At 68.9% G+C, this 12,245-nt stretch carries 14 protein-coding genes and 1 pseudogene; 4 read left to right on the top strand and 11 right to left on the bottom strand.

Annotated features, from left to right (window positions below; genetic code table 11):
- From V6M42_RS14685 to V6M42_RS14700, 4 genes are all read left to right on the top strand, one after another.
- The coding region (locus tag V6M42_RS14685) for a hypothetical protein (RefSeq protein WP_332679180.1) at nucleotides 1–217 on the top strand (217 nt) is incomplete at its 5' end.
- Nucleotides 214–1,164: an alpha/beta fold hydrolase gene (locus V6M42_RS14690; RefSeq protein ID WP_332679181.1), complete on the top strand. Its 951-nt coding sequence runs from the start codon at nucleotides 214–216 to the stop codon at nucleotides 1,162–1,164. The genes V6M42_RS14685 and V6M42_RS14690, both read left to right, overlap by 4 nt.
- Before the next feature lie 23 nt (nucleotides 1,165–1,187).
- Entirely contained in the window at nucleotides 1,188–1,871 is a 684-nt protein-coding gene (locus V6M42_RS14695) for a dihydrofolate reductase family protein (protein ID WP_332679182.1), read from the top strand.
- Nucleotides 1,868–2,269, top strand: coding sequence for a YybH family protein (locus V6M42_RS14700; protein ID WP_332679183.1), 402 nt, complete (start codon nucleotides 1,868–1,870; stop codon nucleotides 2,267–2,269). Before V6M42_RS14695 ends, V6M42_RS14700 begins: the two co-directional genes overlap by 4 nt.
- A gap of 3 nt (nucleotides 2,270–2,272) precedes the next feature.
- Here V6M42_RS14700 and V6M42_RS14705 read toward each other — a convergent pair whose 3' ends face one another.
- From V6M42_RS14705 to folK, 11 genes and pseudogenes are all read right to left on the bottom strand, one after another.
- Nucleotides 2,273–3,502 (bottom strand): serine hydrolase domain-containing protein, encoded by a 1,230-nt coding sequence (locus V6M42_RS14705; protein ID WP_332679184.1) that lies wholly within the window; start codon nucleotides 3,500–3,502, stop codon nucleotides 2,273–2,275.
- 6 nt (nucleotides 3,503–3,508) lie between these two features.
- Nucleotides 3,509–4,456: a GTPase Era gene (gene era, locus V6M42_RS14710; RefSeq protein ID WP_332659614.1), complete on the bottom strand. Its 948-nt coding sequence runs from the start codon at nucleotides 4,454–4,456 to the stop codon at nucleotides 3,509–3,511.
- Complete coding sequence (gene rnc / locus V6M42_RS14715; RefSeq protein ID WP_332679185.1) at nucleotides 4,453–5,169, bottom strand: ribonuclease III; 717 nt, start codon at nucleotides 5,167–5,169, stop codon at nucleotides 4,453–4,455. The genes era and rnc overlap by 4 nt, the downstream gene beginning before the upstream one ends.
- Nucleotides 5,169–5,912 (bottom strand): annotated as a pseudogene (gene lepB / locus V6M42_RS15325) (signal peptidase I); the annotation flags it as partial. The pseudogene lepB and the gene rnc, both read right to left, overlap by 1 nt.
- Before the next feature lie 542 nt (nucleotides 5,913–6,454).
- Nucleotides 6,455–6,856 carry a holo-ACP synthase gene (gene acpS / locus V6M42_RS14725; protein ID WP_332679187.1) on the bottom strand — a complete coding sequence of 134 codons (402 nt, stop codon included), beginning with the start codon at nucleotides 6,854–6,856 and terminating at the stop codon, nucleotides 6,455–6,457.
- Nucleotides 6,853–7,590, bottom strand: a complete 738-nt coding sequence (locus V6M42_RS14730) for a pyridoxine 5'-phosphate synthase (RefSeq protein WP_332679188.1) — start codon at nucleotides 7,588–7,590, stop codon at nucleotides 6,853–6,855. The genes acpS and V6M42_RS14730 overlap by 4 nt, the downstream gene beginning before the upstream one ends.
- A gap of 11 nt (nucleotides 7,591–7,601) precedes the next feature.
- Nucleotides 7,602–8,186 carry an orotate phosphoribosyltransferase gene (gene pyrE / locus V6M42_RS14735; protein ID WP_332679189.1) on the bottom strand — a complete coding sequence of 195 codons (585 nt, stop codon included), beginning with the start codon at nucleotides 8,184–8,186 and terminating at the stop codon, nucleotides 7,602–7,604.
- 10 nt (nucleotides 8,187–8,196) lie between these two features.
- Nucleotides 8,197–9,018, bottom strand: coding sequence for a TIGR00730 family Rossman fold protein (locus tag V6M42_RS14740; RefSeq protein ID WP_332679190.1), 822 nt, complete (start codon nucleotides 9,016–9,018; stop codon nucleotides 8,197–8,199).
- A complete protein-coding gene (locus tag V6M42_RS14745; RefSeq protein ID WP_332659622.1) occupies nucleotides 9,015–11,201 on the bottom strand; it encodes a RelA/SpoT family protein in 2,187 nt (728 codons plus the stop codon). The genes V6M42_RS14740 and V6M42_RS14745 overlap by 4 nt, the downstream gene beginning before the upstream one ends.
- A gap of 101 nt (nucleotides 11,202–11,302) precedes the next feature.
- Nucleotides 11,303–11,662 (bottom strand): DNA-directed RNA polymerase subunit omega, encoded by a 360-nt coding sequence (rpoZ, locus tag V6M42_RS14750; protein ID WP_332659623.1) that lies wholly within the window; start codon nucleotides 11,660–11,662, stop codon nucleotides 11,303–11,305.
- 85 nt (nucleotides 11,663–11,747) lie between these two features.
- Nucleotides 11,748–12,245 (bottom strand): 2-amino-4-hydroxy-6-hydroxymethyldihydropteridine diphosphokinase (gene folK / locus V6M42_RS14755; RefSeq protein WP_332679191.1); only part of this gene is annotated, 498 nt, incomplete at its 5' end.

Below are 12,245 nucleotides of genomic sequence, written 5' to 3' on the forward strand. Positions count from 1 at the left end.
GGCGCGGATCGTGTTCGGCTTCTGGCGCGGCCAGCGGCTGCGCGACATCGAACCGGGCCTCAAGCCCGGCGGCCAGTACGAAATGGCCTCCGTCATCCTGAGAGAGGGCGAGACGGTCGATCCGGAGACGGTCGTCGCCCTGACCCGGACGGCCCTGGCCCTGAACGCCGACCTCGGCGACCCGACCAAAATTCCGAAGAAGGAGAAGACCCGATGACACGACCGTCACTGATCCCCTTCGCCGTTCTGGCCGCCGCCTCCGTGCTGGCCGTCGCGGCGGTCTCGCCCGCCGTGGCGCAAGAACCCGCCCCTGCCCCTGTCGCGGCCGCCGCGGCCCGGGCGACCGACCATTCCGTCGCCGTCGAGGGCGGCGAAATCCGGTATCGGGTCATCGGCGATCCGCAGACCGGCAAGACCCCCTTGCTGGTGCTGCACGGCGCCTTCATGTCGGCGGATGCGATGAGCCCGCTGACCGACCTTCTGGCCGGCCGGCCCCTGATCGTGGTCGACCAGCGGGGCCACGGCCGCACCGGCGACCTGCCCGGCCCGATCACCTACCAGGCCCTTGCCGACGACGCCGCCGCCGTCCTGGCCGATGCGGGTGTCGGGCAGGCCGATGTGGTCGGCTATTCGATGGGCGCCGGCGCGGCGCTTCAGCTGGCGCTGAGACATCCGGACCGGGTGAAACATCTGGTCCTGGCCTCGGTCAGCTTCAACGAAGCCGGCAACCTGCCCGGCTTCGCCCAGCAGATGGCCCAGATCACGCCCGAGGTGTTCGCCGGCTCGGTCATGGAACGGGAGTTCAGGCGGCAGTCGCCGAACCCGGACGCCTTCCCGTCCGTGGTCAACAAGATCAAGGTCATGGACGCGGGCCAGGACTGGTCGGCGGACAATATCCGCGCCCTGACGGCGCCGACCTTCATCATCATCGGCGATCACGACATCGTCCGGCCGGAGCACGCCGTCGAGCTGTACCGGCTGCGGGGCGGGGGCGAGACGGCGCGCGCGTCCCAACCCTTCCTGACCGAGCCGCCGCCCGCCCGGCTGGCCATACTGCCGGCCAGTTCGCACATCGATGTGTTCGGCGACCCCGCCCTGCTGGCGGCGATGATCCTGCCGTTCCTCGACGACGCCACCCGGCCGATCCCGCCGGGATTCTTCTAGCCCGCCAGCGAGGAGCGAGGATCATGCGCAAGATCAGGGCCGCCACCTTCGTCAGCCTGGACGGCGTCATCCAGGCCCCGGGCGGGCCCACCGAGGATCCGACCGGCGGCTTCGCCTTCGGCGGCTGGGTCGCGCCCCTGTGGGACGACACGGTCGGCGAGCTGATGGGCGAGGCCATGGGCGAGGACTACGACCTGCTGCTGGGCCGCAGGACGTATGAAATCTTCGCGGCCTACTGGCCCTTCATGGACGACGAGATCGGGCGGAAGTTCAACGCCATCGAGAAATACGTCGTGGCCGGCCCGGACACGCCGATGACCTGGACCGGCAGTCACCGGCTCGAAGGCGATGCGGCAGCCGCGGTGCGCGCGCTGAAACAGACGGAGGGCCGGGACCTGCTGATCCAGGGCTCCAGCGAGGTGATCCACGCCCTGCTGGCGGCGGATCTGATCGACGAGCTGACGGTGCTGACCTTCCCGCTGGTCCTCGGGAAGGGAAAGCGTCTGTTCGACGACGGCTCGCAGCCGCACGCCTGGACGATGGTGAAGACGCGCCAGTCCGCGACCGGCGTGGTGATCAGCCGCTATGAACGCGATGGCGAGGTTCGGACGGGATCGTTCGGCGGCGACGATCCGGGCGAGGGCGAACTGGCCCGCCGCGCGCGATGGGCGCGGGAGACGGGCGAGACTCCGGCGGCGTGGGCATGAGCCTCACCGATGACGAGACGGAGATCCGCGGCCTGATCGACCGCTGGGCTAAGGCGGTTCACGCCGGCGACATGGAGGCCGTGCTCGCCGACCACGCCGACGACATCGTCATGTTCGACGTGCCGCCCCCGAACGAGGTCCGCGGCCTTGCGGCCTATCGCGACACCTGGCCGGTCTTCTTCGAGTACCAGAAACGCGCCGTGTTCGAGGTCGTGACCCTGGAGGTGACCGCCGGAAGCGACGTCGCCTTCGCCCACGCCCTGCTGCGGTGCGGGACCGAAGAGGGGTTCCGCCGCGATCCCGACAGCCGGCTGCGGCTCACCCTCGGACTTCGCAAACAGGACGGTCGCTGGACCGTCGCGCACGAGCACCATTCGTTCCCGCTGGCGATCGACTGAGCGTCAGCGCGCCATCCCGGTCGGAACCTCGCGCCCCAGCGCCTCGGCCATGCCCTGTTGCGACAGCAGGAAGACCGCGTCGCGCGAGTGATAGTTGTTGGACAGGACGATCACGGTGACGTCCTCGTCGGGCTGGTAAGTCATCAGATTGCGGAAGCCCGACCAGCTGCCGGTGTGGAAGATCTGGCGGTCGAGGAAGGGCGGCGAGACGCGCTGGCCGATGCTGTTGACGAACACGCCGAAGCCCCAGTCGCGACGGTGGCGGCCCCGTTCGGACGGGGTGCTCTCCGGGGCGTGGTCGGCGATCATCATGGCGTAGCTGCGCGGGGTCAGCAGATGGCCGCGATGCAGGGCCCGCTCCCAGACCAGGAGGTCGTCCAGCGTCGAATACAGGGCGCCGGCGGCGAAGATGATGCTGACATTGGCGTCCGGCTGGGGCGACGGGCCGCCGCCGCCGAGGTTGGCGTAGCCCATGACCACGTCGGACAGGCCGTCGTCATAGCCGGTGTCGTTCATGCCCAGCGGCTCGAAGAAGGCTTTCCGGAGGTAGTCGTGAAGGGGCATGCCCGAGGCCTGCTCCACCACGGCGCCGAGCAGGTTGTAGCCGGCGTTATTGTACCGCACCTTCGTTCCCGGCGGGAACTGCAGGCCGTACTTCCTTGATTCGTCTGTCAGTTCTTCAGCCGTGGCCGGCGTCACGCGGCGTATTCCCCAGCCTGGACGGGCCATCAGATCGGGCACGCCCGAGCTGTGCGAAAGCAGGTGATACAGCCGGATCGGCTCCCATGCCGGCGGGCAGGGCTGGATCCATTTGCACAGCGGATCGTGCGTCGACAGCACGCCCTCGTCCTGCAGACGCAGGATGGCGGCGGCGGTGAACTGTTTGCTGATCGAGGCCAGGCGGAAGCGCGAGTTCAGCTGCAGCGGCGTTCCCTGGCTGCGGTCGGCGAAGCCGTGGACCTGCCGGAACAGGACCTGATCGCCGCGCGCGACCAGAACGCCGCCGGTGAACTGGCCCGAGCCGCCCCAGCGGTCCAGCTGGGCCTTCAGCTTCGGCAGGGTTTCGACCACCTCCACCGGCGGGCGCGGCGGCAGGGGCTCGGGTTCCGGCACGGCAGCCGGCGCCTGGGCCGTGGTCCAGGCGAACAGGCCGGCGGCGATGATCAGCCCGGCGGCCAGAACGGCGATCACAAGCCGGGGATGGCCCCCGGCGTTTCTGGGTACGTTGAACACGGTGGTCTAGACGTCGAAATCCAGCCCGAACTGGGCGTAGAGGGCGCGGGAATCCTGCCATTTCGGGTCGACCTTGACCGTCAGGAACAGGTGGACGGGGCGGTCGAGCAGCTCGGTCAGCTCCTCGCGCGACTTCTGGCCGATCCATTTGAGGGTCTGGCCGCCCTTGCCGAGCACGATGGGGCGCTGGCTCTCGCGCTCGACATAGATGGTCTGTTCGATGCGGGCCGAGCCGTCGGCCTTGTCCTCGAACGAGGTGGTCTCGACGGCCGCCGAATAGGGCAGTTCCTCGTGGACGCGCAGATAGACCTTCTCGCGCGTGATCTCGGCGGCCAGGACGCGCATCGGCACGTCGGCCGACTGGTCTTCCGGATAGAGCCACGGGCCCTTGGGCATGGCCCGGGCCAGACGTTGCTTGAGGTCGTCGACGCCGTCGCCGCTGAGGGCCGAGATCATATAGACCTCGGAATAGACGCCGGTTTCGAACATGGCGTGCGACAGGGCCAGCAGGGTGTCGCGGCGCATGCCGTCGATCTTGTTAAGCGCCAGGATGACCTGGGTGTTCGTCGCCTTGAGGTTGGCGATGATGGTCTCGGTGTCCTCGGCCGAGCGGCGGTCGGCGGCCTGGCCTTCCTTGCCTTCGGAGGCGATGTGCGAGGCGGCGTCGATCAGGTGGACGACCACGTCGGCGTCCGAGGCGCCGCCCCAGGCCGAGGCGACCATGGCGCGGTCCAGACGGCGGCGGGGGGTGAAGATGCCCGGGGTGTCGACCAGCACGATCTGGGCGTCGCCCTCGATGGCGATGCCGCGCACGGGGAAGCGCGTGGTCTGGACCTTCTGGGTGACGATCGAGACCTTGGTGCCCGTCAGACGATTGACCAGAGTGGACTTCCCGGCGTTCGGGGCGCCGATGATGGCGGCGAAGCCGGCGCTCTGGTTTTCTGGGTTGGTCAAATCACGCCTTCACGCTGCAGCAGGCCGACGGCGGCCGCTTTCTCCGCGTCCTGACGCGAACGGCCTTGCGCGGTCAAGGGCGGATATCCGGTCACGCTGACTTCGACGGAGAAGGTCGGGGCGTGATCGGAGCCCTTCCGATCGACGATACGGTAGACGGGCAAAGGCTTTGCGTGGGCCAGGGCCCACTCCTGCAGGGCCGATTTCGGATTGGTCAGGGATTTGCGCGGCGGGGCCGCCAGTTCATCCGCCCAGGTTTTGTCGAAGACGGCGCGGGCCGCATCGATGCCGCCGTCGAACCAGGCGGCGGCCAGGATGGCCTCCATGGCGTCGCCCAGAACGCCCTCGCGGCGGCGGCCGCCCTGTTTCGCCTCTCCGGGCGACAGGCGGATGGCGTCGCCCACCCCCACGGCCTCGGCCACGCGGGCGCAGGCGGCCTTGTCGACGAGGGCGTGAAGGCGCGAGGACATTTCGCCCTCGTCAGCGTCCGGGTAGGTCCGCATCAGGTGGTCGGCGACCAGCAGGCCCAGCACCCGGTCGCCCAGGAATTCGAGCCGCTGATTGTCTGCGAACAGCCGGCCGCGGGCGTCGCGCTCGGCCCCCTCCCCCACGCTGGCGTGGGTCAGGGCGAGATCCAGCAGCGCCGGATCCCGGAAGTCGTGGCCGAGGCGGCGCGCAAGCGCCCGGACAGCCTCGGCCCGCCGGTCAGCCATCAGTCGAGATCGGTGAAGAACCGGCTCGGGCGGATCTTCTGGAACCAGCTGATCGGGTTCCACAGCGAGGCGCCGGGCGACCAGGAGAAGAGGATGATCTCGGCCTTGCCGATCAGGTTTTCGGCCGGGACGAGGCCGACGCCCTGGGACTGTTCGACGCGGCTGTCGATCGAGTTGTCGCGGTTGTCGCCCATCATGAAGTAGTGGCCGGCCGGGACCTCGAACACCGGGGTGTCGTCCAGATCATTGCCGGGGCCGAAGTCCTGGATGGTGATCGTCTTGCCGCCCGGCAGGGTCTCGCGCATCCGCACGATGGGCATGCCGTACATATTGGTCACATCGGCGCCGCTGACGACGACGTCGCGAACGGGCGCGCCGTTGATGTGCAGCACATTGTTGATCATCTGGACCCGGTCGCCCGGGAGGCCGATCAGGCGTTTGATGTAGTCGGTCTTGTTGTCGCGCGGCAGCTTGAAGACGACGATGTCGCCGCGCTGCGGCGCCTGGCTGACCATGGGCAGCATGACGCGGCCGTCGAAGACCGGCGGGCTGAACGGGATCGAGTGTTTCGAATAGCCGTAGCTCCACTTGGACACGACGATGTAGTCGCCTTCCGAGAGGTTGGGCTCCATCGAGGCCGACGGGATGGTGAAGGGCTGGAACAGGATCACGCGCAGGACGAAGGCGATCAGCAGGGCGAAGAAGATCGTCTTGACGAACTCGAAGCCCTCGCCGCTTCCGCCGCCGGACTTCTTCTTGCCGCCCTTGCCGCGGGCGTAGACGGGCGTGCTGTCGACGTCCTCGAACGGCGCGTCGCCCGCGTCGCTCCAGACCGGCTTGTGCGCAGCGGCGGCGGCGACGGTCGCGCCGGCGGCGGCTGCGGCGACGGGCGCGGCATGGCTGTCATGGCCGTGGTCGTCATGAGCGTGTGAATCATGGCCGTGCGCGGCCGGGGCATGGTCGTCATGCCCATGGCCGTGCTCTTCCGCCGGATGAACGGCGTGGTCGTCATGCCCGTGAGCATGGTCGTCGTGACCGTGCGCGGCCGGCGCGTGATCGTCGTGGCCGTGGTCCGCCGCCGCATGATCGTCGTGGCCATGCCCGTGGGCGTCGGCCCCGGGATGGGCGGCGTGATCGTCATGCCCGTGCGCGTCGGGCGCGGCGGGGGCGTGATCGTCATGACCCGCATGGCCATGGTCGTCGTGCGGCTTGTGCTCGTCGCTCATCTCGAATTGTTCCCCAGCCGCTGTTCCGCGGTCTTTGCGGCAAAATCGGTATAACGTGATTAAGCCATCGGCAAGGCTTCGATCACCACGAAGGCGAGTGCATACGGGTGCTCGTCGCTGAGCGTCAGATGTATCCGGGGCTCATGACCGGGGGGTGTAAGCCTTAGCAGGTGGTCACGAGCATGGCCGGTCAGGGCCAGGGTCGGCTGGCCCGAGCGCTGGTTCACCACCCCCATGTCGCGCCAGTAGACGTCCGCCCGCATGCCCGTGCCCAGGGCCTTGGCGCAGGCCTCCTTGGCCGCGAACCGCTTGGCGTAGCTCCAGGCGGGATCAGGCTTGCGGTCGGACCGGGTCTGCTCCAGCTCGGTGAAGCACCGCTGCTTGAACCGGTCACCGAAGCGGTCGAGCGAGCGCTGGATGCGGCGGATGTCGCACAGATCCGCGCCGACGCCGACGATCACTGAGCGGCGTCCATGGCGGCCCGCATGCGGTGGATGGCCGGGGTCAGGCCGACGAAAACGGCCTCGCCGATCAGGAAATGGCCGATGTTGAGCTCGCGGATCTCGGAAATGCCCAGCATGTGGGCGGCGGTGACGTAGTCGAGGCCGTGGCCGGCGTGGACCTCCAGCCCCAGGTCGAAGGCGCGCGTGGCGGCGGCCTGCAGCCGTTCGAACTCCACGGCGCGGTCGTCGCCGGACAGGTGGCAGTAGCGGCCCGTGTGGAACTCGACCACCTGGGCGCCGACCGCGTCGGCGGCCTCGACCTGTTCGCGCGCGGGTTCGATGAACAGGGACACGCGGATGCCGGCGTCGGCCAGGGCCTTCACGACGGGCTGGATGCGGGCTTCGTGGCCGGCGACGGCCAGGCCGCCTTCGGTCGTCACCTCCTCGCGACGCTCGGGCACCAGACAGGCAGCGTGGGGACGGTGGCGCAGGGCGATCGCCAGCATCTCCTCGGTGACGGCCATTTCAAGGTTGAGCGGCCGTCCGGCCCCGGCGCACAGGTCGCTGAGGGCGGCGATGTCGGCGTCGGTGATGTGGCGGCGATCCTCGCGCAGGTGGGCCGTGATGCCGTCCGCCCCGGCGGCGAGCGCCTCGCGGGCGGCGCGCACAGGGTCGGGATGGATTCCGCCGCGGGCGTTCCGCACCGTGGCGACGTGGTCGATATTGACGCCCAGCCTGACCCGTCCGGCCATCCGCCTCGCTCCTATTTCGCCAGCCGGCGGCTGCCGGGGTCCTGAACCGGCAGGGCGGCGAGTTCGGGCGGCAGGGCGTCGGCGGAGTATGCGGGCACGTCGAGGGTGGCCAGGGCGACCAGGGGCACGCCGACGTCGGCGCGACCGCCGGAACGGTCGACGATGCAGGCCGCCGCGACGACGTCTCCGCCGGCCGCCTTGATCGCCGCGATGCATTCGCGCGAGCTCAGGCCCGTGGTGACGATGTCCTCGACCATGACGACCTTCTGGCCGGGTTCGACATGGAATCCGCGGCGCAGTCTGAATTCGCCGCCCTCGCGCTCGACGTACATCGACGGGACCTTGAGCCAGCGCGCTGTCTCATAGCCCGGGATGATGCCGCCGACGGCGGGCGAGATGGCCACGTCGACCGGACCGACCGCCGCCGTGATCTTCTCCGCCAGCGCCTTGCACAGGCGGGCGCAGCGTTCGGCGTCCATGAAGACGAGGTTCTTCTGGAGGAAGACGGGGCTGTGCAGGCCGGAGGACAGCACGAAATGGCCTTCGCGCAGGGCGCCGGCGTTGCGGAATTCGTCGAGTACGTCGTCTGAGGTCATGACGCCTCCCCTACCCCGTCACGGTCTCGCTTTGAAGCGGAGGTTGATGGGGATCGGGCATGCTTTCGCCGCCGGGACGCAGACCGCGCGCCAGAAGCTCGGCCCAGACGCCCTCGGCGTCCTCGGCGAAGCTGATCAGCTCGAGGTCGGCCGGGGCCACCATCCCGTGCTCGACCAGGGCGTCGAAGCCCACGACCGAGGTCCAGTAGGCCTTGTCGACCAGGACGATCGGGATCGCCCGCTCCTTGCCGGTCTGGCGCAGGGTCAGGATCTCGAACAGTTCGTCGAAGGTGCCGAACCCGCCCGGGAACACCACCAGGGCGTTGGCGCGCATGGCGAAATGCATCTTGCGCATGGCGAAGTAGTGGAACTGGAAGGTCAGCTCCGGGGTCGACCAGGCGTTGGGCTCCTGCTCGTGCGGAAGGGTGATGTTGAAGCCGACCGACGGGGCGCCGACATCCGCCGCGCCGCGATTGGCGGCCTCCATGACGCCGGGACCGCCGCCGGTGGCGATGACATTGTCGCGCGGCTGTCCGACCGCGCCGCGCAGGGCGCCGCCCCGCTCCGAGGCAATCCGCCCGAACTGGCGGGCCTGGTCGTACCAGTAGCCGTGCTTTCCGGCCTGGCCCTCGCGCACCCGGGCGCCGCCGAAGACCACGATCGTGGAGCGCACGCCCCAGGCGCGCAGGGCGTCCTCGGCCTTGGCGTACTCCATCAGGAAGCGCACGCCGCGCATCGAATCGCCGAGCAGGAACTCCTGGTCCAGGGCGGCCAGCCGGTAGGAGGGCGAACCCAGTTGGGCGGCGTTGACGGGGCGATCGGACTCGCTCACCCCCTCGCGCGCTCCACCGTATCGACCGACGGATTGGTCCGCAGGGCCGCCATGATGGCGGTGGCGTGTTTGGCGTCCTCGACCTCCATGTCGATATCGACGTCGAAGAAGTCCTGCTGCCGGTGGCTCATGACGAGGTTCAGGATGTTGCCGCCGGCCTCGCCGATGATCGTGGCCACCTGACCCAGGACGCCGGGCGCGTTCTTGATGGTGGCCCGGATACGGGCGGAAGCGACGGCCCCCTGCTCCGCCTGGGGCGTCCATTGCAGATCCTGCCAGACGGAATCGTCGTCGGTGAAGTCGGCCAGCCGCTGGCAGTCGATCGTGTGCACGGTCAGGCCGGCCTCGGGCTCGAGAATGCCGACGATGCGGTCGCCGGGCACGGGCGAGCAGCAGTGGCCGAAATGGACGCTGACGCCGGGCGTCAGGCCGCCGCCGCGCACGAACAGACGCGCCTGTTCGTCGCCGATGCGTTTGCGGTCAGGCCCGGCCTTCAGCCGGCCCTTGAGCGCCGGGAACAGGGTCTCGCCGACCTTGGCCGCCGACAGGCGGCCGCGGCCGATGGCCTCGAACAGATCGTCTTCCGAAGCGAAGGACAGGGTCTCGAGCGCCGCCTTCAGCGACACCTCGGCCAGCGCCTTGCCGGCCCGCGACAGGGTCTGTTCGAGGGTGGCGCGCCCCAGTTTCTGGAACTCGCCGCGCTCCGAGGTGCGGATGTGGCGGCGGATGGCCGAACGGGCGCGGCCGGTGACGGTCAGGGAGCGCCAGTCGACGGGGATTTCCCGCTTCGTCCCGCGCACGATCTCGATCACGTCGCCGTTCTGGAGCTGGGTCCGCATCGGCTTCAGTTCGCCGTTGATCTTGGCGCCCACGGCCGTATCGCCGACCTCGGTGTGGACGGCGTAGGCGAAGTCCAGCGGCATGCCCCCGCGCGGCAGGGTGATCAGCGAGCCCTTGGGCGTGAAGACGAAGACCTGTTCGAGGTACATCTCCAGCTTGGCGTGCTCGACCCAGTCCTCGCCGCCCTCGCCGTGCTCGATCACCTGGACGAGGTGGCGCAGGTTCTGAAGCGGATCGCGACCGCCGTCCTTCTCCATGGCCTCCTGGTCGAAGCCGTAGGACTTGTTCTTGTAGGCCCAGTGCGCCGCCACGCCGTCCTCGGCCACGCGATCCATGGCCTCGGTGCGGATCTGCATCTCGATACGCAGTCCAGACGGCCCCACAACAGTCGTGTGCAAGGAGCGGTAATTGTTAGATTTTGGCGTCGAGATGAAATCCTTGAACCGCTCGGGCACGACGGGCCAAGCTCGGTGGATGACGCCCAGGGCGCGATAGCAGTCGTCCTCGGCCTCGACCAGGACGCGGAAGCCGTAGATGTCCGACAGGGACGAGAAGCCGACCGACTTGCGCTGAAGTTTGCGCCAGATCGAATAGGGCGTCTTCTGACGGCCGAAGACCTGGGCCTTGACCCCGGCTTCCGACAGCACCCGCTCGACCTCGCGCGACACGCCGTCGATGGCGCGGCCATGCTCCAGCTTCAGCGCTTCCAGCCGGCGCTCGATGGCGGTCCGGGCGGTCGGGTTCAGGTGTTCGAACGCCAGCTCTTCCAGCTCGGACGCGATCGAATGAATGCCGATCGACCGGCCCAGCGGGGCGTAGACTTCCAGCGTCTCGCGGCTGATGCGTTCGCGCTTCTCGGGTTTGACATGCTTCAGCGTCCGCATGTTGTGCAGGCGGTCGGCCAGCTTCACCAGCAGGACGCGGACGTCCTTGGAGATGGCGAGGATGAATTTGCGCAGGTTCTCGGCCTGACGCGTGTGCTCGGCCTGAAGCTCCAGCCGCGACAGCTTGGTCACGCCCTCGACCAGCGAGGCCACCTCCTCGCCGAACCGTTCGGCGATATCGTCGCGGGTCGCCGATGTGTCCTCGACCACGTCGTGCAGCAGGGCGGTGACGATGGTGGCGGTGTCGAGCCGGTAGTCGGTCAGGATGCCGGCGACCTGGATCGGATGGGCGAAATAGGGATCGCCCGAGGCCCGCAGCTGCGAGCCGTGCATCTTCATCGCATAGACATAGGCGCGGTTCAGCAGCGCCTCGTCCGCGGTCGGGTCATAGGCGCGAACGGCCTCGACCAGTTCGAACTGGCGCAGGACCTTGGAACGCGGATGATCCGTCGGATCCACGTGAGGACGCGGACCGCCGGGGTCGTTGATATTGGCGGGTTCGGGCGTGGGCGCGGGCTGCCGCGCCGGCAGGATGGTGATACCGTTGGCGGGTTCCGCCGTCAGTAGCGTTCCTCCTGGCCGCCGTCGCGGTCGCTTTGCAGCGCACGGATCAGCTCGGCCTCGGCCATGTTCATGTGCTGGGGCTCGGCCAGCAGGCCCACGATCTCGGCCTCGTCCTCGGCTTCGGTGCGTTCGTCGACACGTTGCAGCGCAACGATGACGGTCTCGCGCAGGTCGTCCGGCTTGACGGTGTCGTCCGCCAGTTCGCGCAGGGCCACGACCGGGTTCTTGTCGTTGTCGCGATCGATCGTCAGCGGCGCTCCGTTGGCGATGGCGCGGGCGCGGTTGCCCGCCAGCAGAACCAGGCCGAACCGGTTCGGCACCTTCTCGATGCAGTCTTCGACAGTGACGCGAGCCATGAATATCCTCGGGCGCGGGGGGAGAACCGCACAAACTATAGGGTCAGGCCCAATTGTGCAACGCCGCATGGGCGAGAATGAGGCGTCAGCGCTGGGGTGCGGCGTCGATTCCGACCGAAGCCGACGCGGCGAGCTCCTCAGCCCTCCCCCCGTCCGGGTGCCGCCAGGTCGGCGCGATCTCCGCAATCGGTCCCATGACGAAGCGCCGCTCCGCCGCCCGGGGGTGTGGAACGACCAGAGAGCCCAGCATGCCCGTCAGCCGCCCATAGGCGATCAGATCGAGGTCGAGCGTCCTCGGCGCGTTCGGCATGCCGCGCTGGCGGCCGAACGCCTCCTCGATCCGCCCGAGCGCCGCCATGAGGTCGTGCGGCTCGTGCCCGGTGCGGACGATGACCACGCCGTTGAGGAAGGGCGGATCGGTCGGGTCGGGCCAGGCCGCCGACGCCCACCATGACGAGCGGGCGACGATGTCGATCCCCTCCGAGCGGAACCGCGCCAGGGCGGCCTCCAGCGCCTCGCGGCAGTCGGCCCAGGCCCCCTTGTCATTGCAGCCGAGGGCGACGATGACAGCCGAGTCCAGATC

Origin of the sequence: Brevundimonas sp., from assembly GCF_036677305.1 — a bacterium.
Taxonomy (GTDB): Bacteria; Pseudomonadota; Alphaproteobacteria; order Caulobacterales; family Caulobacteraceae; genus Brevundimonas.